The organism is Pasteurella testudinis DSM 23072 (assembly GCF_900176075.1).
Classification (GTDB): Bacteria; Pseudomonadota; Gammaproteobacteria; order Enterobacterales; family Pasteurellaceae; genus Chelonobacter; species Chelonobacter testudinis.
The window spans coordinates 160,850-182,572 of sequence record NZ_FWWV01000002.1 but is presented as its reverse complement, the minus strand read 5'-3'; the positions used below and the strand labels follow the sequence as shown (position 1 = coordinate 182,572).

Sequence of the window (21,723 nt, the reverse complement as noted above, 5' to 3'; positions counted from 1 at the left end):
AATCTATCATGTATCAACAACTGCTAGCCCCGATTCACCGGTTTCTCCAATGCGAAACCCCTGACGCCTGGATCAACGAAGCCAAAAAACCGCAAAATCTCAGTATAATTCTGCAAGATCATATGATGTGCGAGCTGAAAGCGGCACAATCGGCGATGTTTCTCTTGCGTAAATATGCCGCCGACAGCGAAAGCAATCAAAACCTGTTGCAATGGATGAAGCCTTACGAAGATTTTGCCTACCGTAAAATCGGCGATCTCAACAGCTTGAAAGGCAAAAGTCAAATCACGAAAAAAATCGAGCCGCGCAGCGATCAGCCGTATGTGGCGGAGATTATCGACAAAATGGTGTTGCTGATTAAAGAAGAACTGCACCATTTTTATCAAGTGTTGGAAATTATCGAACAGCGCGGCATTGCACTGGAAAACATCAGCGCCGGACGTTATGCCAAAGGCTTGATGCGTGAGGTGATTAATCATGAGCCGTATACGCTGGTGGACAAACTGATTATCGGCGCGTTTATCGAAGCCCGTTCCTGCGAACGTTTCGCCAAACTCGCGCCCTATTTAGATGAGAAATTAGAGAAATTTTATATTTCGCTACTGCGTTCGGAAGCGCGCCATTACGAAGATTACCTGACATTAGCCGAACAGATTGCCGGACAAGACATCAGCGCACGGGTGGCGCATTTCGCGCAAGTGGAAGCGGAATTAATCCGCGCGCCTGACGACGAATTTAAGTTCCATTCCGGTGTGCCGATCGTATAGCAATTGAAGTGCGGTTTGACCGCACTTTAGTGATCGGCTTACTCCGTTGTCACTTGCTCATCAACTAAAACGACCAAGCGGTCGGTTTCAATATTGCTTTGCAGCGTTTCCATTTCCGGCAAGGTTTTGGTGACTTTTGCCGACAGGGTTTTGAAGCGTTCCACTTTGCCGTATAAGCCTTGGTTGCCGACCAGCGCGGTGACGGTGTTGTTGTAATGGTTATTGGCGGCGGTGAGTGAGCCGCCCAGTTTTTGCAGGCGCTCCGCCAGCAGACTGACTTGATTGTACAATTCGCCGGCGCGTTCGCTGATTTCGCGCGCTTCGCTGTTGCCGCGTTCAATCCGCCATAGATTCGAGACGGTGCGCAAAATCGGCATTAAGGTGGTGTGCGACACCAAAATCACATTTTTATTATAGGCATCGTTAAACAACGTGCGGTCGAGTTTCATCGCCTCGATATACGCCGGTTCAATCGGGATAAACATCAGCACGAAATTCGGGCTGCGCATGCCAATCAGGTTGCTGTAATCTTTATTGGATAACTCACTGATATGGTTGCGAATTGCCTTAACGTGTTCGCTTAAATAGTGCTGTTGCTGCACATCGTCGTCACTGCTGACCGCACTTTCGTAATCCACCAACGAGACTTTGCTATCAATGATCAGGTGCTTGTCATCGGGCAGTTTGACCACAAAATCCGGCTGTTTGCGTTTGCCGTCGCTGTCTTGGTACGATTCCTGCGTGCTGTAGTGATCGCCCGCGATTAAGCCCGCCAGTTGCAAGCTGCGTTCCAGCTGCATTTCGCCCCAGTTGCCGGCGGTTTTTTTGCTGCCTTTCAGCGCAGAGGTCAGGTTATTCGCTTCCTGCGACATCGACAAACCGATTTCCAACACTTTTTTGATTTCGCTTTCCAAGGCGGTGTTGCCCTTAATCGCTTCGGAATGCACCTCGTTGACCCGCTTTTGGAAGCCTTCGATCTGCTCGCGGAACGGCTTCAGCAAGCTGTCGAGCGAGCTTTGGTTGCTTTGGCGGAACGCTTGGCTTTTCTCTTCCAAAATCCGGTTGGCAAGGTTTTGAAATTCAACGGACAGCTGTTGTTTGCTCTGCTCAAAATTGCGTTGCTGTTCGGCAAAGTTTTTTTCTTTTTCCGACAAGGTGGTTTTTAATTCGGTGAATTCCTGAATTAATTCGGTCAATTGCGCACGGTTTTGTTGCAGTTGTTGCTCGCGCTGTTCGACCGCACTTTGGCTTTGCTGCAACTGTTGTTGCAAACTGTTTGCCTGTGCCGAGGCGCTGCCGAACCGCTCTTTCAGTTCGGTAATATTGCGATTGACGACCTCATGGCGCAGTTGGGCTTCGTCCAGCTCTTTTTGCAGATAGCCGATTTTTTCATCGCGCTCGCCCAAGCGCTCTTGCAACCCTTCGGCACGGGTTTGCGCCTGAACCGCTTGTTGTTGCAGGGTTTCGCGCAGCTGCTGCACGTTTTCGTATTTGGCTAATAATTGATTGAAATCGGTAATGGTTTTATTCAAATCCTGTTGCAATTCTTCCCGGTCACGTTTGCGGCGCGCACCGACAAAAAACAGCAGCAGGCAAAGTGCGGTCAGCGCCAGACACAGCAGCAGCCATTGGTTTGGGCTCAACTGCGTGATCAAGTGCGGTGCGAATTCGGTCATAGCTTAACTTCCTCTTTTATTTCGACAGATTATAAAGCAAAATAGCCCACTTACCTAAACAGAGCAGGCGAAAATCGTATGGACAAGACACTTTATCTCGCTTCCGGCAGCCCGCGCCGTTGGCAGTTGTTGCAAGAATTGGGATTAAACTTAATCAAAGTCGAGGCGGAAATCGACGAAACGCCGTTGCCTGACGAAAGTGCGGAAGTGTATGCCGTGCGTATGGCGCAGCAGAAAAACCAGCGGGCACGGCAAGTGTTGGCGCGAGAGCCGGAATTTCCGCTGCTGACCGCTGACACCACCGTTGCCTTGAAGCACCATATTTTAGGCAAACCGGAATCCGCCGCCCACGCGGCAGAGATTTTACGCCTGTTGTCCGGCACAACCCATCAAGTGCTGACCGCGGTATGCGTCTATTTTCGAGGCGAAAGCCACAGCGTGCTGCAAACCAATGATGTGACCTTTGCCGATCTGAGCGAAGCGGAAATTCAAGCCTATATTGCCAGCGGCGAGCCGATGGACAAAGCCGGCGCATTTGCGATTCAAGGTTTCGGCAGCCTGTTTATCCGCCATATCAGTGGCAGTTTCAGCGGCATTATGGGTTTGCCGGTTTATGAAACCGCACAGTTATTGTTAAAGTGCGGTCTGCCGCATTTGCTGTTGGCGCAAGTCGGAAAAGCGTCGTGAAAAATTGGATTGCGCAAGCCAACGCCTTCGGCAAACAGCGCCAGCCGTTTCTGTTTCTGATCGATTTTGAACAACAAAAACCGTTGCTTGTGCCGTTAGCCGACGCCGCGCGGCACGGTCTCTATTTTGAGATTGAGGGGCAGAGTAATTGCGATTGGCAGGTACTTGCGCCGCAACAGCCGCTAAGGATTCAGACAAACCCGATTCCGTTGGCTCGCTATCAACAGGGGTTCGATTTCGTGCAGCAGCAATTACAGGCAGGCAATACTTACTTGCTGAACTTAACCTATCCGACCGCACTTGCGTGTAATTACAGCCTACGGCAGATTTTCCAGTTTAGCCGTGCACGCTTTAAATTGCTGTTTGAGCCGCCGCCGCCGGAACCGCACTTTGTCTGTTTTTCGCCGGAATCGTTTGTCAGTACCGCGCAGAATAAGATTTATTCGTACCCGATGAAAGGCACGATTGACGCCGAGTTGCCCGATGCCGAACAGCAATTGCTGGCTTCCGAGAAAGAGCAGTGGGAACACAACACGATTGTCGATTTGATCCGCAATGATCTGGCGCTGGTGGCGGAGCGGATTGAGGTCAGCCGTTTCCGTTATGTGGAAAAGCTGCACACCGAGCGCGGCACGATTTTGCAAACCAGCTCGGAAATTTGCGGCAACTTAGCGCCAAACTGGCAAGATACGGTGGGCGACATGCTGGCAACATTGCTGCCTGCCGGTTCGATCAGTGGCGCGCCGAAAGCGAAAACCGTCGAGATTATCCGCCAAGCCGAATTGGGCGAACGCGGCTATTACACCGGTGTTTTCGGCGTGTTTGACGGGGAAAATCTGCAAAGTGCGGTGTTGATCCGCTACCTTGAACAGACGGAAAACGGCTTGCTGTTCCGCAGCGGCGGCGGGATCACCACGCAAAGCTGCCTAGAAGATGAATATCAAGAGCTGCTGCAAAAGGTGTATATTCCGATTATCAATCCTGAATAATAGAGGGAGAAATCCATGTTGCCGTTAATCGAAACCATCGCCGTGCAAGACGGCGTGCTGCAAAATGTGGCGTATCATCAACAGCGTTATCAACAGGCGCTGGCGCGTTACTATTCGGATCAAAAAACGGATTGCTTGGATTTAAGCAGCATTGCAGTGCCGTGTGAATTTCGACAAGGCCTAGTCCGTTGCCGTATGGATTATAATGCGATCGAGCAGCAAGTGCGCTTTTTTGCCTATCAACGGCGTGAATTTCGCCGGTTTAAGCCGATCATTTGCGATCAGATTGATTATGCACTTAAATTCAGCGACCGCACTTTGCTCGATCAACTGTATGCCCAGCGTGGTGATTGTGATGAAATTTTGATTATCAAGCACGGCATGGTAACGGATTGTTCAATCGGCAACGTGGTTTTGCGCCAAAACGGCATTTGGTACACTCCCGACACGCCGTTGTTAGCCGGTACGCAACGGGCAAAGCTGTTGGCGCAACATAAAATTCAACTGCGCTCGATTCCGTTTGCCGAATTAGCCGAGTATGGCGAAGTGCGGGTGATTAATGCGATGAATCCGTTGTAGCGTAATAAAAAATACCGGCAAATACCGGTATTTTTCGGCGCTAGGCGCAGATTAGAACCACAGCAGGTAGGCGACGGTTCCGATCAGGAATACCGACACGATATTCAGACGGATACCGGCGCGGACCATTTCACTCTGCTTGATTTGTCCGGTGCCGAACACAATCGCATTCGGCGGTGTGGCAACCGGCAGCATAAAGGCACAAGACGCCCCTAACCCGATGATTAACGACAAGCCCAGCGGTGGCATACCGAGGGTTTCGGCAATCGAGATAAAGATCGGCACCAATAACGCCGCACTGGCGGTGTTGGAGGTGAATTCGGTCAAGAAGATGATAAAGGCGGCAACCACCAAACCGATGATGTAGAAATGCCCGCCTTGGATAATATCGACCACTTGATCCGCCAACACTTTGCTGGCACCGGAATCACGCAGTACCGCACTTAGGGTCAAACCACCGCCGAACAGCATTAGCACGCCCCAGTCGGTGTTTTTCTGAATGTCGTCCCAAGCGGCGACACGGCTGATACAAATAGCGACGGCAGCAACTAAGGCAACGATACTGTCGAAGCTGGCCATGTTTTTTTCTAAGCCGAACAGCGAGGACAGCAGCGGATTGAGTTGCCCGCTAAAGACCCAGCACAAGGCAATAACCACAAAAATAGCCAAGGCGACGTACTGTTTTTTGTGCAAACTTTGTTCGGTAAAGGTTTTTTCAAAAGTGGTATCCAGCTTCGGTTTGAAAGTGAGGTATAAAGCGCCGATCATCAATGGCATCATCAGAATCATGACCGGTAAACCGTATGTCATCCACTGGGCGAAACTGATTTTTAATTGTGAAGCGACAATCGCATTCGGCGGACTGCCGACTACGGTTCCCATGCCGCCGATACTGGCGCTGTAGGCGATCCCCAATAACACGAACACATAGGTGTTGTGATCCGAGCTTTTGTCCATTTTGCTCAGAATCCCCATTGCCAACGGCAACATCATTGCGGCGGTGGCGGTGTTGCTCATCCACATGGATAAAAATGCAGTGGTGCTGAACAGGTAAATCACGGCTAGGAACAGCTTTCCTTTTGCCAAATTCATGATTTTATTGGCGATGATCTTGTCCAGCCCCTGAATGTGCAGTGCGGTAGCTAAGGCGAATCCCCCAAAGAACAGAAAAATGGTCGGGTTGGCAAAGCTGGCCAATGCCGCGCTGGTGCCGACCAGTCCGAGGGCAATCGCCATGATCGGCACCAAAAGTGCGGTCACGGTGACATGGACGGCTTCGGTCAGCCATAAAATTCCGATAAATACCAGCAGTGCCAAGCCTTTGTTTTCATTGGCAGTGAACGGCAGGAAATAGAGCAGCAGGAAAAACAGGATAATATTGACCAGGAAGATAATACCTCCGCGTCTCAATTCATGTTCTTCTATTCCGCTTTGTAACGGCTCCGGTTTGTTTGCTTTTTTGTCTGTCATGGTGATTTCCTTAATACTTGAGTACGGCTCGAAGGAGAATACACTTATGTAGTGCAATGTTATTAATATAGCAGGAGGTTGCGATTTTATTAACTAAATGAAATAAATAATTGTCAAAAATGTGAACTTGAGCAACTAAATCGGCCATTGTAGCTTGGTTATGGACAAAAAAATCAAGGGGTTAATCAAGATAAAAAAACCTCTGCAAAGGGTTTGCAGAGGTTTGGAAGAGGAGAAGAGAGTGCAGCGTTTTAATCTTCGTCATCTTGTCTGTCGCCGCCTAACTCCAACGGTTCCGGCGACAGGATAATGCCGGTGAGATCGGCATAAACATAATCTTCCGGCAGGAAGGATACGCCGCCGAAATTGACCGGTACATCGCTTTCGCCAATGGTTTTATCGTCGGCGGAAACCGGGATCGGCGCCAACGCATGAATGCCGATATCCAGATTTTCCAAGATATCCAGCTGGCGCACCGCCCCGTACACAATGATCCCTTCCCAGTCGTTCTCAACCGCCAGCTGCGCCAAATCGGAATCAATCAACGCCCTGCGCACCGAACCGCCACCATCAATTAACAACACCCGTCCCAAGCCGTCTTCTTCCAGCACTTCTTCAATCAGGCCGTTGCTTTCGAAGCATTTTACGGTGGTCACTTTGCCGCTGAACGAGGTTCTGCCGCCGAAGCTGGAAAAAATCGGTTCGACCACGTCGATTTGATCTTGATAAATGTCACATAGTTCTGAGGTGTCAATACGCATAGCAGTATCCTTAATCTATGATAAATCAGCAGCGGTTAGTATAAACAGTAAACAGAAAAATTACCAATTAAACCCGTCGTAAAAGCCGCTGAAGAGTAATAATCCGACACTAAACAACAGATTGACCAACAGCGCCAACAGCGACATCTGCGCCAACATCGGACGAAGTTGCTGCGGCTCTTCGGCGTGAAACACCGTCCAGGCGTGTTTGATCAGCAACGGAAAGGCGAAAACCACCAACAAGCCCGACCAGTAGGGAAAATAGAGCAAGGTGAAGGCGAGATACAACAGGATTGCCGCCGCAATCAGCCAGCAGTGGTAGATCTTGGCGGGCTTGTCGCCCAGCCGCACCGCCAGCGTGTTTTTACCGGCTTTGCGATCCTGTTCTATATCACGCAAGTTATTGATATTTAACACGGCTGTTGCCAATAAACCGCAGGCGGTCGCCACCATCAGCACCGGAAAGCGAATGCTGTGGGTTTGCAGGTAATAAGTGCCGCCGACGCCGAGCCAGCCGAAGAAAATCAGCACCGAAATATCGCCTAAGCCCAAATAACCGTAAGGCTTGCGCCCGACGGTGTAGGTGATTGAGGCTAAAATCGCCACTGCACCCAGCACCGCAAACGCGATTAAATCCTGCCAACTTTCGGTCGCGACTAAAATCAGTGCCAAACCGGCACATAAAGTGGCGCAGATCATCACGATCAGTCCGGTTTTAAGCTGTTTGGCACTAATCACGCCGTGCTGAATGCCGCGCAGCGGTCCGATCCGCTCGGCGGTGTCGGAGCCTTTAAGGTGATCGCCGTAGTCGTTGGCGAAATTGGAAACGACTTGTAATAAAAGTGCGGTCAGAATGGATAAGGCCATGATCGGCCAACTGAAAATGCCACTCAAACCGGCAAGCGCCGAGCCGCTGACAATCGACGCCAGCGCCAACGGTAAGGTTTTCGGGCGGGCGGTTTCCAGCCACATTTTTAACGCGGTTTTATTCATATTCTTCAATTAATCAAAAATAAAAAGTGCGGTTCTTCGCCGCACGCACACAATTTGAGTGGTATTATATGCCAAAATTCCGCCCTTGTTTTGATTTAGGCGGGTATTTCACGTTTTTTAAGAGGAAAAATCCAGAATGTCGGCAGATTTTGTCTTTCCCGCATTACAGCTGCAACCGGTCGCCGTTGCGTTGACTCCCTACAACGAAAAATTTTCCGTGCCGCGCCAGCCCGATTTGGTGCAGGACGGCACGGGCGTTATCGAATTGCTGCCGTCCTATGATCAGCCCGAAAGCGTGCGCGGCTTGGAACAGTTCAGCCATTTGTGGCTGATTTTCCAATTTGACCGCATTGCCGCCGACAAATGGCACCCCACCGTACGTCCGCCGCGTTTGGGCGGCAATCAACGGGTTGGCGTGTTTGCCTCGCGCGCCACCCACCGCCCCAATCCGCTCGGTTTGTCCAAAGTGCGGTTGCACGACGTTGTGTGCGCCGACGGCAAAGTGCGGTTGCAGGTCGGCAGTATTGATTTGGTCAACCGCACACCGATTTTCGACATCAAACCCTACCTTGCCTATGCCGACAGCGAACCGACGGCGCACAGCGGTTTTGCCCAACACAAACCGACAAGCGTGATCGAAGTGCGGTTTGCTCCTGACGTTTTGTCGTTTTTCCGCCAACAAACGGACTACCCGAACCTGCAACGCTTTATTCGTCAGCTGATCGAACAAGACCCGCGTCCTGCCTATCAACAGCGGCAGAGCGGCGAACGGATTTACGGTATGAGCATTTGGCAGTTCAATATCCGTTTCCGCTTCCCACGGCTGGGCGTGGCGGAGGTGGTGGAGATTCAGTTATTGGATCAATAACCTCATTTTGCGATCTATAATCCAAATTTTATTGCACTGAATAGCACAAAAGTGCGGTTTTTGTATTCTCTGTTGTGACATAGATTTATGTCTCTCTTATTTTTGTCACCCTTGTTTTTGTCCCCCTTGTTTTTGTCCCATAATGGGATTAAACTAGTTAACAGAGATTGTAATACGATGAGAATTATTACCGTTGCTACGCTAAAACAGTTTTGGCAGATATATCCCGATGCAGAACAACCGTTAAAGGCATGGATTGCCATGATAAAAAAATTATCTTGGAATAATCCGTCTGATATTAAAACTACCTTTAGAAACGCGAGTATTTTAAAAAATAATCGGGTGGTGTTTAATATTAAAGGCAACCATTATCGCTTGATTGTGAAAGTGATTTATTTGCGTAAAGCAATCTACGTTAAGTTTATCGGCATACATCAACAATATGATCTGATTGATGCCGATAATGTGGAGTTATTTTAAGTATAACTATGTTGGAACAGGTATGAATATTAAACCGATAAAAACCGAAGATGACTATCGCGAAGCCTTAAAAATCGTAAGCCCTTATTTTGATGATGAACCTGAATGGGGTACGCCGGAAGGCGATTTTTTGGAAGTGATGCTGCTGCTGATTGAAGCCTATGAAGCCAAGCACTACCCAATCGATCCGCCTGATCCGATTGAGGCGATCAAATTCAGAATGGAGCAACAGGGATTGACTGCCAAAGATTTAGTGCCGGCAATCGGACAGTTGAATCGGGTGTATGAGGTGTTGAATAAAAAACGCAAATTAACCCTGACCATGATCCGTAAACTGCATAAGCAGTTTGGCTTCCCGCTGGAAAATTTGATTGCGGCGTATGAATTGTAACCGCACTTTTACCGTTCAGTAGGTAAAGTGCGGTCTGACAACCATTATTCCGATTTGTAACTGGCCACCGCGATAAAATTCAGCCGCTGTTGCGGATCGTTAAACAGCTTGAACATTTTCTTAAAGGTTGGAAAATTCTGTTTTTTCAGGGCGTTGCGTACGATTTTCAGCGTGCCTGAAACGCCTTCGTCATAAATCATGCCTTTTGGCGACAGCAGGGTCATACGGTCATGAATCGATTCACAGCGGGCAAAACCGCACTCACGGAATAAATCCAACCAATTATGTTGGCTTAAGGGCGTAACGCTGATATTAATTGCATGGCGCAGTCGCTCTAACATCTCAGGATCTTCGTCACGGGTCAGCATCACATCATGGGTCAGCAGCACGCCGCCCGGTTTCAGCACGCGGAAATATTCGCCGATGGCTTTGCGTTTGGCTTCCAGCGGCAACATGGTGAGCATGGCTTCGTTGATTACCACGTCAAAGCTATTGTCGGCAAACGGCAGTTTGGTGGCGTTGGCTCGGCTGACGTTGATTTTATCTTGCAGGTTATGGCGTCGGATATTGGCTTCGGCCTTGATTAGCGCCTGTTCGTCCAAGTCAATGCCGGTAATGTGGCAACCATACTGCTTTGCCAGTCCGATGGCGGTGGTTGCCATGTTGCACGCCACTTCCAGCACTTTGCTTTCGCTGGTGAACTTGCCGTGTTCTATCAGCCATTCGGTGGCACGCCGTCCGCCGGGGCGTAAACGGGTTTTGCCTAAACGGGCGAGGAAATTGTGTCCGACTTCGTCTTTTTTCATTTTACGCACCTTTTGTTCTGCTTAAAGATATATTTTAAATAACACTTATCATAATGAAGTGCGCTCTGTTTTACAAATGGAAATTATTATTATCTTTGCGCTATAAAAAATGCCCCGCAAGCGAGGCATTGTTATGAGAGAAAATTGTTACGAGCGAAAATAAGCGTTAACGTGTGCCGTAAACCACAATGGTTTTGCCGTGTGCCGAGATCAGATTTTGATCTTCCAGCATTTTGAGGATTCTGCCGACGGTTTCGCGTGAGCAGCCGACGATTTGCCCGATTTCCTGACGGGTGATCTTAATTTGCATACCGTCGGGGTGGGTCATCGCTTCCGGCATTTTGGCGAGGTTGAGCAGGGTTTGCGCAATGCGGCCGGTCACGTCGAGAAACGCCAGATTGCTGACTTGTTTCGAGGTGTGCTGCAAACGTCTTGCCAGTTGTTCGGACAGATACATCAGCACTTCCGGATTAATCTGAATCAGTTGGCGGAATTTTTTATAGGAAATTTCCGCCACTTCGCAGGTAGTTTTGGCGCGCACCCAGGCGGTACGTTCGCTGTCTTCTTCGAATAAACCGATTTCCCCGACAAAATCCCCTTGATTGAGGTAGGACAGGATCATCTCTTTACCGTCTTCGTCTTTAATTGAAACCGAAACCGTGCCTTTGATCAGATAATATAAGGTTTCTGCTTTTTCGCCGGCATGAATCAGGGTGCTTTTTGACGGATATTTGTGGATATGGCAATGAGAAAGAAACCACTCCAGAGTTGGATCCGGAGACGTTGGTTTTGTTGTGAATTGCTCTTGCATAGATACCTCTTTTAACTATGGCGACCGTAATTTTTAGGCGGTTTATTTGCCTTGTAAAAATACTCTTTTATCTTTTATATCAATTGACTGGTGCAATTCAGACCACACCAGTACCACATTTCCTGTTTCTAATTGGCGCCTCAGCCGCTCTTTTTTTTGCGCCAGAGTGAGCTCGGTAACACCGTAATCGGTGCCTTCGCGCAAAATAAAAGACTCAAGAATATTCTCAAGGGTCTGCGCATTTAATTCTTGCCAAGGAATCAGCATAGTAACCTTATTTTAACAGCGACGCAAATAGCGGCCATTGTTGTGCGAATTCCGCATGATTGCTGCGGCGGAAGTTGGTGCGCACATAGCGCAAAAACTGCCCTTCGCAGAAGGTAACCAAATGGGCGGCAATCACTTTTTCGTCAATGGCAAAGGCTTTACCGCCGCGCAGGCGCTGCATTTGCAGAATATTGTTAAACTGGAGTTCCAGCCCGTCGAAAAATTTGACGATCCGCACTTTGAGCGCCGGATCTTCAAACATCAGTGCATGGCCGCTGAGCACTCGGGTCATGCCCGGATTCTTGCGCGCAAAATCCAAAATCATCTGCATAATGTTGTGAATGCGCGTCACGGTGTCGGTATCGCTTTTGATCGATTGTTTGATGCGGTGCAGTAAATTTTCTTCAATCAGGTCGATCAGCGCTTCGAACATTTTGGTTTTGCTCGGATAGTAGCGGTAAAGTGCGGCTTCGGATACGCCGACTTCCGCTGCCAAACGGGCGGTGGTGATCCGCTCCATGCCTTTTTCCGAGTGCAGCAGGTGCGACAATACGGTAAGCACTTGCTTACGCCGTTCTTTTATCGAACGTTTTTCACTACCGGCCGGCGGTTTTACAACAGAGGTATTCATACGGATTAATGTTTTCCGGAATGCCCGAAGCCGCCTTCACCGCGTTCGCTTTGGTCAAATTCCGCTACAATATTGAATTGTGCCTGCACCACCGGCACGAAAACCAATTGCGCGATGCGGTCGCCGACTTCCACCGTGAACGGCTCTGTGCCACGGTTCCACAGCGAAACCATCAACGGCCCTTGGTAATCGGAGTCGATTAAACCCACTAAATTGCCCAACACAATACCGTTTTTATGCCCTAAACCGGAGCGGGGCAAAATGACCGCCGCCAAATTCGGATCGGCGACATAGATCGATAAGCCGGTCGGAATCAGTTTGGTTTCACCGGCTTGCAAGGTGATTTTTTCATCGAGCAGCGCTCGCAGATCCAAACCGGCGGAACCCGGCGTGGCATAGCTTGGCAGCGGAAATTGGCTGCCGATCCGTTGATCTAAAATTTTAATATCAATTTTTTTCATGTAACTTTGTTCTCGTTTTAGATGATTTTTTGAATAACGTATTTTAAATAATTTGAGCGGTTTGGTATTGTTGCACAATTAGAGCCGCCAGTTTTTGACTCAGGCTAAATTTATCACTGAGCGGCAACTGTTGTTGCCCGTTTTTCCACAACACCGTCAGTGCATTTTGTTCGCTGTTAAAGCCTTGCCCTTGCACGGCGACATCGTTGGCGCAGATCATATCCAAATTTTTCGCCTGTAATTTTTTCGCTGCATACTCCAGCACATCTTGGGTTTCGGCGGCGAATCCGACCACAAAAGGGCGGTTTGCCGACAGAGCGGCGACGTCGGCGATAATATCGGGATTTTTAACTAATTTTAAGATCAATTGGTCGCTGCCGTCTTGTTTTTTAAGTTTTTGATCGGCAATGGTTTCCATGCGGTAATCGGCGACTGCCGCGCAGCCGATCACAATATCTTGCCGAGGCGCAAGGGAAAGGGTCAGCCCGTGCATCTGTTGTGCCGATTCCACATCGTAGCGCTGCACGTTTGGCGGCGTGGTTAAATTGACCGGACCGGCGATCAGGCTGACTTCGGCGCCTTGTTCGGCAAAAGCACGGGCAAGGGCAAAGCCCATTTTACCGGAGCTGTGATTGCTGATGAAACGCACCGGATCAATCGCTTCTCGGGTCGGACCGGCAGTGATGGCGACTTTTAAGCCTTTAAACTGCTGTGCGGTTGAAAGTGCGGTTTGAATGGCGCTGAAAATTTCGTTCGGCTCGGACATGCGTCCGGCACCGACATCGCCGCAGGCTTGCTCGCCGGAATTGGGGCCGATTAAGCGCATGCCGCGTTGTTGCAAAACGGCTAAATTTTGCTGTACCACTGCTTGGCGAAACATCTGCTGATTCATTGCCGGCGCCAGTAAAATCGGGGCTGTGGTTGCTAAACAGATTGTGCTCAGCAGATCATTTGCCATGCCGACCGCCAGTCGTGCCGCCAAATCGGCGGTCGCCGGCGCGATAACGATTAAATCCGCCCATTTCGCTAGTTCGATATGCCCCATTGCCAGTTCGGCTTGCGGATCGAGCAGCGATTCCGCCACCGGATTGCCGGAAATCGCCTGCAAGGTCAACGGCGTGACAAAATGGGCTGCCGCAGCGGTCAGAACCACCCGCACTTCGGCATCACTCTTGCGTAGCAAGCGAATCAGTTCAATACTTTTATAGGCGGCGATGCCGCCGCTGATACCGACTACGATCCGTTTTCCGTTCAGTGTTGTCATCTTTTCCGCCACCTTGTTTTCCGTTCGCTGTAAATGAATTTGCGCTATTTTACTGTAATTTTATCCATTGATCTAATTAAAAGATCCGCTATTTATTTGTGATTTTGCGTGCCGGATCGCAAAATTTATCGCTGGCGGTTTTCTTGTTTTGTCTGCCTACGCAAAATCGGGGCAGGGCAAATTGAATTTGAAGAGTAATAGCTTGATTAATCGTGATAATGAGTTGATGCCGCGCGAAAAATTGCTGCGCTACGGGGCGGCGCATTTAAGTGATCAGGAGTTGCTGGCGATTTTTTTGCGCACCGGCATAAAAGGTTGTCCGGTGATGGAGCTTGCCGCGCAGGTGCTGCAACATTTCGGTTCTTTGCGTGCGTTGTTGAACGTGGCGCAACCGCAGTTTTGCCAAATGAAAGGGTTGGGCGTGACCCAATATATTCAGCTGCAGGCGAGCAAAGAGATGACCAAGCGCTATTTGCGGCAGGAGTTGCAACGCGAAGTCAGTTTTTCCAATCCGGAAACGGTGCGGCTGTATCTGCAGAGCGAGCTGGAAGGGCGGCAGCGCGAGGTGTTTTTGGTACTGTTTTTGGATAATCAGCACCGTTTGATTAGAAAAGAAGAGATGTTTCTCGGCAGCATTAACAGCGCGAATGTGCATCCGCGCGAAATTGTGAAAACTGCGCTGGAATATAATGCGGCGGCGTTGATTTTGGCGCATAACCATCCGTCGGGCGTTGCCGAACCGAGCGAAGCCGATCGCGATATTACAGAAAAGATCCGGCAGGCGTGTGATCTGATCGAAGTGCGATTGTTGGATCATTTCATTATCGGACAAGGCTGTTATCGGGCATTTTCCGAGCTGGGCTGGTTGTCGTGATAGGGCAAAATGTCATATAAGATCTTTAGGTTAAACAAAAAGATCTTCAAATCGCTGAAAATTGGATTTAATCTGTTTTTGTACTTGAGTCATGGCGAAAAAATGGTATAATCCCCCACCTTTAATATTGGCGTGGGTCGGGTTGCATACCTGACGAGGTTACCGCGAGGCGGGATCCGAACCACGAAGCTCGAGCTAATTAAGTTTTATTGGAGAATTAACCATGTCTAGAGTCTGTCAAGTAACAGGCAAGCGTCCGGCAGTTGGTAACAACCGTTCGCACGCAATGAATGCGACTAAACGTCGTTTCTTACCAAACCTGCACTCTCACCGTTTTTGGGTTGAAAGTGAAAAACGTTTTGTGACCTTGCGCGTTTCTGCGAAAGGTATGCGTATTATTGATAAAAAAGGCATTGATTCAGTGTTAGCTGACTTGCGTGCCAAAGGCGAAAAATTTTAAGGATCTGAATTATGGCAAGTAAAGGTGCGCGTGAGAAAATCAAACTGGTTTCTACTGCTGAAACAGGTCATTTCTACACAACAACGAAAAACAAACGTAATATGCCTGAGAAAATGGAGATCAAAAAATACGATCCTGTTGTTCGCAAGCACGTTATCTATAAAGAAGCAAAAATTAAGTAATTTTTGTCTCTAGGAAAAAACCCGATTTGATATCGGGTTTTTTTATGCCTGTGACTTGGAGAATTGTGTTATGATTCCCGCCATTCTTATGCTGAACGGCTTAAGCCGAAAAGGAAGGGAAAATGAGTCAATACAATAAATTAAAAATCGCTTGGGCGTGCCGGCGCGGTATGTTGGAGCTGGATTTCATGATTATGCCGTTCTATCAGGAACGCTTTGAGCAACTTTCCGCTGCACAGAAAGACACCTTTATTGAATTGTTATCTTATACCGATCCCGAACTGTTCCGCTGGCTGATGAATCAGCAAACGGCACCGACCGTAGCGCTAGCTGACATGGTAAAATTGATCCAAGATCACCTTTCCGGCAAATAAATTTATTAAATTTTATAAAAAATTGAACTTTTAACAAATCACACGCTCTAATTCAACATACCGACCTGCTGTCATTGCAATTGGATTGTTAGCGTAATATGAGGTAAGGAGATTCACTTCTGATGAGTGAACAACTAACAGATCAGGCTCTGGTAGAAAAGGCACAGCAAGGTGATAAAAAAGCATTTAATTTGTTGGTCGCACGCCATCAGAACAAAGTGGCTGGTTTGCTGACCCGTTATATTTCAGCAAATGATATTCCGGACGTGGTGCAGGAAACCTTTATCAAAGCGTACCGCTCTTTGGAACTGTTTCGCGGCGACAGCGCATTTTATACATGGCTTTATCGGATTGCCGTCAATACGGCAAAGAACTATATCACGGCACAGGGACGCCGTCCGCCGAGCGAAGATATTCAGGCGGAAGACGCCGAGACCTATGATTCCGGTGACAGTTTGCGAAATGTGGATACGCCGGAAAATTTGATTTTATCGTCGGAATTGAAAAAAGTCGTATTTGAAACGATAGCCGCTCTACCGGAAGAATTAAAAACCTCAATCACGTTGAGGGAACTAGAAGGATTGAGTTACGAAGAGATTGCTGACATTATGAATTGCCCGGTCGGAACGGTACGTTCACGGATTTTCAGGGCAAGGGAAATTATCGACAGCAAGATTTCGCCTCTGATCAATAACGAGATTTAACAACTTACCAAACTTGGTTGATTAGAATTTGGTTAAAAAACAGCTAAAAAAATAGCGGAGTAGATTAAAATGCAAAAAGAGTTACTTTCAGCTTATCTGGACGGAGAGTATCAGAATGATTATCTGCTTGATTCTCTGTGCCAAGATGAAGAACTTCAACAAGCATGGAATCGCTACCATTTGGTTCGTACCGTGATGCGTAAGGAAACCCCCGTTTTGCTCGGCACGGATTTTACGGCAAAAATGGCGGAGTTGATTGAGTCTGAACCGACACCGCACTTGGTTGCCCAACCAACGCCGATCGAAGTGGGAAAACAGCCGTTTATGCAAAAATTAAAAGGTTGGCTTGCGCCGCTTTCCCAGGTGGCAGTGGCGGCCAGCGTCTGTTTGGTGGCGGTGTTCGGGGTTCAATCTTATTTACAGACCGATAACGGCGTACAGGTCGCCGATAATCCGGTATTGCAGACATTACCGTTTACCAACAACGTTCAGCAAGTCAGCTATAATGCGCCAAGTCAGGATGTGCCGACACAGGCTCAATTAGAGCAACAGAGCAAACGGATTAATATGATGTTGCAAAATTACGAGTTACAGCGCCGTACTAATACTCAGCAATTAAACGAAACCACGGCTAATCATGAGTAAGCGGATAATGCAATAATGATTCACCACCGTACGGTGGTGAATTTGTTTTAGTCGGTTTATTTTGAGATGTTTATGAAGCTATTGAAAACGATGTTGGTTGCGGGCGCTGCTTTGGTATTTTCCGCAGCGGCGAATGCGCAACAACATGACCAAACCTCCCCTTTGCAGTCCGGTGAGCTACAGCAGAATCCGGCGTTGCCAGATACGTTGCTCAATACCTTGCAACAAATGGCGCAAGCATGGCGTGATGATAATTACGACATCGCGTTTATCCAAATCTTGCCGACCCAGGTCAACAGTTACCAATATCGCCATGTTTTCGCCAATCAACGCCATTATGCGCAGCTTTCTACCTTGGACGGAGGGCAGCAGGAAATTGTGCAGCGTGATAATGTCATCAGTTATTACAGCAACAGCTATCAGCCGTTCAGTATCAAAGGGGCGTACATTCTGGATAATATTCCCGGCGTCGTGTATGCCGATTATCAGCAATTACAGCATCATTATGACTTTATTGATGCCGGCAAAGCGCGGATTGCCGATCGGATCGCACAGGTTATTCGGCTGCTGCCGAAAGATGATTTCCGTTATCAATATGTGTTATGGCTGGACGAACAAACCCATTTGCTGTTGCGTAGCGATATGCTGGATCGCAACAGCGAATTGTTGGAACAATTTAGAGTAATCGCCGTGCAGCAGGACACTGCGCTGCAGCAAGAAACGCAGAAATTGACGACACTGCTCGATCAACTTAACTTACCGCCGTTGATCAACGTGCAGGGCGATGAGGTTGCAGCGGAAACAACGTGGCGGCTGGCTTGGCTGCCGCCCGGTTTCAAGTCGGTTAAACATGAACGCTACCAGACTGAAATCGGGGCATTGGAAAGCGTGATGTTCAGTGACGGACTATTCTCTTTCAGCTTGTATATCAATGAGAATATTGAAGAAAATTTGGGAGAGCATTATTGGCAACAAGCCGGTAATACGATTTATAGCGAAACCTTGAATAATCGTGAAATTACGCTGATTGGGCAGATTCCGTTGGCGACGGCAAAACGGATTGTGAAAGATGTAATCTTTAATGCAAACGGGCAGTAACCATGTTGATTGAAACGGCGGTGGTGACGCAATACCATAACGGTATTGCCAAAGTGCGGTGCGAAACGAAAAAAGGCTGTGGCGGTTGTGCCGCCCAAGCGAGTTGCGGCGCTGCGGCTTTATCCGAACTCAACGGCAGCCGTAATCAAGGGGCGCTGCTGTTTGATATTGCGGTTGAGCAGCCGTTGCAGACCGGACAACTGATTGAAATCGGACTGCAGGAGAAGTCGATGATTCTCTCGGCATTGTTGCTGTATATTGTGCCTCTGACCGCACTTTTGCTTTCGACCCTCATCGGTTCGTTATATCTCGACAACGAATTGCTGTTGGCGGCTTTTATTTTCCTGATGACGGCGGCGGCTTTTGTCGCGATAAAAAAAGTGGCTGCCAAACTGAGCCGCCGACAATTATATCAACCGGTTTTTTTGCGTAAGCTTTAGGGCTTGCTGACAATTCATTTATCATCATCTTTTTGGCGCCAAAAGCACATCTGCCGCGTTAAATGGAATCCGGCTGATACCAGATTTTATTGATATACCACACCACCACGCCGGACGGGGTGTTAACCTTGATTTCATCGTCAACCGTTTTACCGATTAAGGCTCTGGCAACCGGCGAATCAATCGAAATCCAGTTTTTCTGCGGCTCGAATTCATCACAGCCGACAATCCGATACTGCTTGCATTGTCCGTCCAAATCTTCCAATTCCACCCAGGCGCCGAAAAAGATTTTGCCCTCTTGTTTCGGGTGATAATCAACGATTTGCAACACTTCCAAGCGTTTGCTTAAAAACCGCACTCTGCGGTCGATTTCACGCAGGCGGCGTTTGCCGTAGATATATTCGGCATTTTCACTGCGATCACCCAACGCCGCCGCTTCGGACACCGCTTGCGTGACTTTTGGCCGCTCTTCACGCCAGAGAAATTTTAATTCCTGATCCAGCTGGTTCCAGCCGTGACGGGTAATGTAATTTGATTTTGCCATTATGGTTTTAAAATAAGAAATTCATATTCGGATTATAGCATATAAAAAGCGGTCTTCTTTTAGCAAGAAAATGGCGGATTTACTTGCAATACAGATTGAGCATTTTGGATATACAGTGCAGTATCTTCTTCGGTGTAACCTAGTGCTAATCCGATTTCTCTTTCCAAGCTCGGTATAAACCGCTCAAAACTCTGTGCGAGTAGTGATGCCAGATATTCGGCTTCCGTCGATGATTCGGCTCTAAAAATGATAAAGTAAGTCATATTCATGCCGTTATTTTTATTCTTGAGTGAAATCTCGTTGACTGAGAACGTATTATTCTCGATATAAGGTAAAAACTCGTGCGGAATATCGGAATCAGTATAAAAAAGCGCGAGCTTTTTCTGATGATTAAGCATTAACTCCAATTCTTTGCCCTCATGCGGACCTATTTTTCCCATAATAGTTATTTTCCCTATATCAGTTTGATTTTATTTTAAATAAGAAATTCATATTCGGATTATAGCACATAAAAAAAGCGGCTTTCTGTGCAAAGAAAGCCGCCGTTTTAATTCAGAGTCGAGGTTATTTTTGACCGGACAGCAAAGTGCGGTAGATGAAACCACCGATTGCAGCGCCGACCAACGGAGCTAACCAGAACAACCATAATTGTTCAATTGCCCAGCCGCCTTGGAATAAGGCAACACCGGTACTACGCGCTGGGTTAACGGAGGTGTTGGTGACCGGAATACTGATCAAGTGGATTAGAGTTAAGCCCAGACCGATTGCGATTGGGGCAAAGCCTTTCGGCGCACGCTCATCAGTCGCACCCATGATGATGATCAGGAAGAATGCGGTCAATACGATTTCAATGATTAATGCTGCACCCAAGCTGTATTGGTGCGGCGAGTGTTCGGCATAACCGTTGCTGGCAAAACCGCTGGCGGCGGCGTCGAAGCCCGCTTTACCGGTAGCCACAAAGTACAACACCGCAGCGGCGGCGGTTGCGCCCAAGACTTGAGAAATAATGTATGGCAGCAATTCTTTGGCACTGAAACGTCCGCCGACCAATAAACCGAGCGAAACCGCCGGATTGAAGTGACCGCCGGAAATGTGGCCTACGGCATACGCCATCGTCAATACGGTTAAACCGAACGCTAAAGCAACACCGGCAAAACCAATGCCCAGTTCAGGGTAAGCCGCAGCCAAGACCGCACTTCCGCAACCGCCGAATACCAACCAGAATGTACCGAAAAATTCAGCAAAATATTTGTTCATACTCTTTCCTTTAATGTAGTTTACAAACGCGCGCATATTACCTGTTTAGTTTCCAGACTACAATCATCTTTACACTTCATATGATGTTTACATTATCATCATTTTATATTGCATATAGATAGTAACCTTGTGTTATATTCTTTGCGATTAGATACAAGCCATTCAGACGGAGGGAATGATTTGTCAATTTGTTGTTTTTTAAGCGTAAAAATGTATATCACAACTTGTTTTCCTTATAAAAGCAAGGGATACTGACTGCAGAATCAAGACCTTAGTAAGGAGCGGATATGACAGGGAAAAAGATGAAAGTGGCGACTATCCAGATGGTTTCCGGAATTGATGTCAGCACCAATATCGACGATATGCAGACCTTAGTGCATAAGGCGGCGCAGGCCGGCGCAAAATGGATTGTATTGCCGGAATATTGGCCGTTGATGGGGAGTAGTGATCGCGATAAGCTCGCAATTGCCGAAGAATTCGGGCAAGGGCCGTTACAGAATGCGTTGCAGCAGTTAGCCAAAGCCTTGCATATTACGTTGTTCGGCGGTTCGATTCCGTTGCGTGGTAATGATGAAAATAAAGTGTTGAACAGTATGCTGGTGTATGGCGAGCAGGGCGAACTGCTTTCCCGTTACGATAAAATCCACCTTTTCAGTTATAGCGGTGTCGGCGAGCAATATTGTGAAGCCGACAGCATTCAGGCGGGCTACCAAGTACCGCACTTGGAGATTGACGGCATCAAGGTCGGACAAGGAATTTGTTATGATTTGCGTTTTCCCGAACTGTTCCGCGCACAAACGCCTTACGACGTGCTGGTTTTACCGGCCGCGTTTACTTACACCACCGGCAAGGCGCATTGGGAATTGTTGTTGCGCGCAAGAGCGGTCGAGAACCAGTGTTATGTGATTGCGGCGGCGCAAGGCGGACGCCATCAAAACGGACGCACCACGTTTGGGCAAAGCATGATTATCGATCCTTGGGGCGAAATTATCTGCGGTGTCGGCGAGGGGGAAGGCTTTGCCGTCGCCGAAATCAATTTCCGGCGTTTGGCTGACGTGCGCCGTCAGTTACCGGCATTAAGCCACCGCCAGCTCTTCATTCGTTCCTGATTTTCCTCAACCGCACTTTATGATGATTTGCGTGCAAAAGTGCGGTTGAGTATAAATCTTTCTCACGTTGCGTGTTTAAAATTCCATTTTTAACCCATTTCAAGGTAAACTATCCGCATTTTCAAATGCAGGCGA

At 48.2% G+C, this 21,723-nt stretch carries 29 protein-coding genes; 16 read left to right on the top strand and 13 right to left on the bottom strand.

Annotation, left to right across the window (positions count from 1 at the left end):
• Nucleotides 1-8: 8 nt before the first annotated feature.
• A complete protein-coding gene (miaE, locus tag B8880_RS02445) occupies nt 9-767 on the top strand; it encodes a tRNA isopentenyl-2-thiomethyl-A-37 hydroxylase MiaE (RefSeq protein ID WP_084255828.1) in 759 nt (252 codons plus the stop codon).
• Between the two features lie 38 nt (nt 768-805).
• Here the strand turns inward: miaE and B8880_RS02440 are convergent, their stop codons facing one another.
• Nucleotides 806-2,443 carry a DNA recombination protein RmuC gene (locus B8880_RS02440; RefSeq protein ID WP_167370571.1) on the bottom strand — a complete coding sequence of 546 codons (1,638 nt, stop codon included), beginning with the start codon at nt 2,441-2,443 and terminating at the stop codon, nt 806-808.
• A gap of 78 nt (nt 2,444-2,521) precedes the next feature.
• Between B8880_RS02440 and B8880_RS02435 the strand changes: the two genes are divergently transcribed.
• The 3 genes from B8880_RS02435 to B8880_RS02425 are packed head-to-tail and all read left to right on the top strand — an operon-like array spanning nt 2,522 to nt 4,698.
• Nucleotides 2,522-3,130: a Maf family protein gene (locus B8880_RS02435; protein WP_084255827.1), complete on the top strand. Its 609-nt coding sequence runs from the start codon at nt 2,522-2,524 to the stop codon at nt 3,128-3,130.
• Nucleotides 3,127-4,119 carry an aminodeoxychorismate synthase component I gene (locus tag B8880_RS02430; RefSeq protein ID WP_084255826.1) on the top strand — a complete coding sequence of 331 codons (993 nt, stop codon included), beginning with the start codon at nt 3,127-3,129 and terminating at the stop codon, nt 4,117-4,119. The genes B8880_RS02435 and B8880_RS02430 overlap by 4 nt, the downstream gene beginning before the upstream one ends.
• Nucleotides 4,120-4,134: 15 nt before the next feature.
• Nucleotides 4,135-4,698: an aminotransferase class IV family protein gene (locus B8880_RS02425; protein ID WP_084255825.1), complete on the top strand. Its 564-nt coding sequence runs from the start codon at nt 4,135-4,137 to the stop codon at nt 4,696-4,698.
• A 51-nt stretch (nt 4,699-4,749) separates the two neighbouring features.
• On the opposite strand, the gene B8880_RS02420 is transcribed toward B8880_RS02425, so the two are convergent.
• The 3 genes from B8880_RS02420 to B8880_RS02410 all read right to left on the bottom strand — a co-directional run bounded on the left by B8880_RS02420 (nt 4,750) and on the right by B8880_RS02410 (nt 7,922).
• Nucleotides 4,750-6,168, bottom strand: a complete 1,419-nt coding sequence (locus tag B8880_RS02420) for a DASS family sodium-coupled anion symporter (RefSeq protein ID WP_084255824.1) — start codon at nt 6,166-6,168, stop codon at nt 4,750-4,752.
• 251 nt (nt 6,169-6,419) lie between these two features.
• On the bottom strand, nt 6,420-6,929 hold the full coding sequence (gene rraA / locus B8880_RS02415) for a ribonuclease E activity regulator RraA (RefSeq protein WP_084255823.1): 510 nt from the start codon (nt 6,927-6,929) through the stop codon (nt 6,420-6,422).
• 60 nt (nt 6,930-6,989) lie between these two features.
• On the bottom strand, nt 6,990-7,922 hold the full coding sequence (locus B8880_RS02410) for a 1,4-dihydroxy-2-naphthoate polyprenyltransferase (protein WP_084255822.1): 933 nt from the start codon (nt 7,920-7,922) through the stop codon (nt 6,990-6,992).
• 136 nt (nt 7,923-8,058) lie between these two features.
• Here B8880_RS02410 and tsaA point away from each other — a divergent pair, with 136 nt between their 5' ends.
• The 3 genes from tsaA to B8880_RS02395 all read left to right on the top strand — a co-directional run bounded on the left by tsaA (nt 8,059) and on the right by B8880_RS02395 (nt 9,661).
• On the top strand, nt 8,059-8,790 hold the full coding sequence (gene tsaA / locus B8880_RS02405) for a tRNA (N6-threonylcarbamoyladenosine(37)-N6)-methyltransferase TrmO (RefSeq protein WP_084255821.1): 732 nt from the start codon (nt 8,059-8,061) through the stop codon (nt 8,788-8,790).
• A 177-nt stretch (nt 8,791-8,967) separates the two neighbouring features.
• Nucleotides 8,968-9,270: a type II toxin-antitoxin system HigB family toxin gene (locus B8880_RS02400; RefSeq protein WP_084255820.1), complete on the top strand. Its 303-nt coding sequence runs from the start codon at nt 8,968-8,970 to the stop codon at nt 9,268-9,270.
• Between the two features lie 22 nt (nt 9,271-9,292).
• Nucleotides 9,293-9,661, top strand: a complete 369-nt coding sequence (locus B8880_RS02395; RefSeq protein WP_084255819.1) for a helix-turn-helix domain-containing protein — start codon at nt 9,293-9,295, stop codon at nt 9,659-9,661.
• Between the two features lie 44 nt (nt 9,662-9,705).
• On the opposite strand, the gene B8880_RS02390 is transcribed toward B8880_RS02395, so the two are convergent.
• From B8880_RS02390 to coaBC, 6 genes are all read right to left on the bottom strand, one after another.
• The gene (locus B8880_RS02390) at nt 9,706-10,467 is read right to left on the bottom strand and encodes a class I SAM-dependent methyltransferase (protein WP_084255818.1); all 762 of its coding nucleotides are present in this window, start codon (nt 10,465-10,467) and stop codon (nt 9,706-9,708) included.
• 166 nt (nt 10,468-10,633) lie between these two features.
• A complete protein-coding gene (gene crp / locus B8880_RS02385; RefSeq protein ID WP_084255817.1) occupies nt 10,634-11,278 on the bottom strand; it encodes a cAMP-activated global transcriptional regulator CRP in 645 nt (214 codons plus the stop codon).
• Nucleotides 11,279-11,320: 42 nt separating this feature from the next.
• Nucleotides 11,321-11,545 (bottom strand): YheU family protein, encoded by a 225-nt coding sequence (locus B8880_RS02380; RefSeq protein ID WP_084255816.1) that lies wholly within the window; start codon nt 11,543-11,545, stop codon nt 11,321-11,323.
• A 7-nt stretch (nt 11,546-11,552) separates the two neighbouring features.
• Nucleotides 11,553-12,176 (bottom strand): nucleoid occlusion factor SlmA, encoded by a 624-nt coding sequence (slmA, locus tag B8880_RS02375; protein ID WP_084255815.1) that lies wholly within the window; start codon nt 12,174-12,176, stop codon nt 11,553-11,555.
• 5 nt (nt 12,177-12,181) lie between these two features.
• Complete coding sequence (dut, locus tag B8880_RS02370; protein ID WP_084255814.1) at nt 12,182-12,637, bottom strand: dUTP diphosphatase; 456 nt, start codon at nt 12,635-12,637, stop codon at nt 12,182-12,184.
• A gap of 43 nt (nt 12,638-12,680) precedes the next feature.
• Nucleotides 12,681-13,901: a bifunctional phosphopantothenoylcysteine decarboxylase/phosphopantothenate--cysteine ligase CoaBC gene (coaBC, locus tag B8880_RS02365; protein ID WP_084255813.1), complete on the bottom strand. Its 1,221-nt coding sequence runs from the start codon at nt 13,899-13,901 to the stop codon at nt 12,681-12,683.
• A gap of 202 nt (nt 13,902-14,103) precedes the next feature.
• Between coaBC and radC the strand changes: the two genes are divergently transcribed.
• The 8 genes from radC to B8880_RS02325 all read left to right on the top strand — a co-directional run bounded on the left by radC (nt 14,104) and on the right by B8880_RS02325 (nt 18,678).
• Complete coding sequence (radC, locus tag B8880_RS02360; RefSeq protein ID WP_115306331.1) at nt 14,104-14,775, top strand: RadC family protein; 672 nt, start codon at nt 14,104-14,106, stop codon at nt 14,773-14,775.
• Between the two features lie 223 nt (nt 14,776-14,998).
• Nucleotides 14,999-15,235 (top strand): 50S ribosomal protein L28, encoded by a 237-nt coding sequence (gene rpmB / locus B8880_RS02355; protein WP_034615498.1) that lies wholly within the window; start codon nt 14,999-15,001, stop codon nt 15,233-15,235.
• Between the two features lie 11 nt (nt 15,236-15,246).
• A complete protein-coding gene (gene rpmG / locus B8880_RS02350; RefSeq protein WP_034615495.1) occupies nt 15,247-15,417 on the top strand; it encodes a 50S ribosomal protein L33 in 171 nt (56 codons plus the stop codon).
• 122 nt (nt 15,418-15,539) lie between these two features.
• Complete coding sequence (locus B8880_RS02345) at nt 15,540-15,791, top strand: FAD assembly factor SdhE (protein ID WP_084255812.1); 252 nt, start codon at nt 15,540-15,542, stop codon at nt 15,789-15,791.
• A 122-nt stretch (nt 15,792-15,913) separates the two neighbouring features.
• Entirely contained in the window at nt 15,914-16,495 is a 582-nt protein-coding gene (gene rpoE, locus B8880_RS02340; RefSeq protein WP_084255811.1) for an RNA polymerase sigma factor RpoE, read from the top strand.
• Nucleotides 16,496-16,564: 69 nt separating this feature from the next.
• Entirely contained in the window at nt 16,565-17,140 is a 576-nt protein-coding gene (locus B8880_RS02335; RefSeq protein WP_084255810.1) for a sigma-E factor negative regulatory protein, read from the top strand.
• Nucleotides 17,141-17,212: 72 nt separating this feature from the next.
• Nucleotides 17,213-18,238 (top strand): MucB/RseB C-terminal domain-containing protein, encoded by a 1,026-nt coding sequence (locus tag B8880_RS02330; RefSeq protein WP_159460707.1) that lies wholly within the window; start codon nt 17,213-17,215, stop codon nt 18,236-18,238.
• Between the two features lie 2 nt (nt 18,239-18,240).
• Nucleotides 18,241-18,678, top strand: a complete 438-nt coding sequence (locus B8880_RS02325) for a SoxR reducing system RseC family protein (protein WP_084255808.1) — start codon at nt 18,241-18,243, stop codon at nt 18,676-18,678.
• A 58-nt stretch (nt 18,679-18,736) separates the two neighbouring features.
• On the opposite strand, the gene greB is transcribed toward B8880_RS02325, so the two are convergent.
• The 3 genes from greB to aqpZ form a co-directional block, all read right to left on the bottom strand.
• Entirely contained in the window at nt 18,737-19,222 is a 486-nt protein-coding gene (greB, locus tag B8880_RS02320; protein WP_084255807.1) for a transcription elongation factor GreB, read from the bottom strand.
• A gap of 59 nt (nt 19,223-19,281) precedes the next feature.
• A complete protein-coding gene (locus tag B8880_RS02315; RefSeq protein WP_084255806.1) occupies nt 19,282-19,662 on the bottom strand; it encodes a hypothetical protein in 381 nt (126 codons plus the stop codon).
• Between the two features lie 124 nt (nt 19,663-19,786).
• Nucleotides 19,787-20,479, bottom strand: a complete 693-nt coding sequence (gene aqpZ / locus B8880_RS02310) for an aquaporin Z (RefSeq protein ID WP_084255805.1) — start codon at nt 20,477-20,479, stop codon at nt 19,787-19,789.
• A gap of 287 nt (nt 20,480-20,766) precedes the next feature.
• On the opposite strand from aqpZ, the gene B8880_RS02305 reads away from it, so the two are divergent.
• Nucleotides 20,767-21,588, top strand: coding sequence for a carbon-nitrogen hydrolase family protein (locus B8880_RS02305; RefSeq protein ID WP_084255804.1), 822 nt, complete (start codon nt 20,767-20,769; stop codon nt 21,586-21,588).
• The last annotated feature ends 135 nt before the right edge of the window (nt 21,589-21,723 follow it).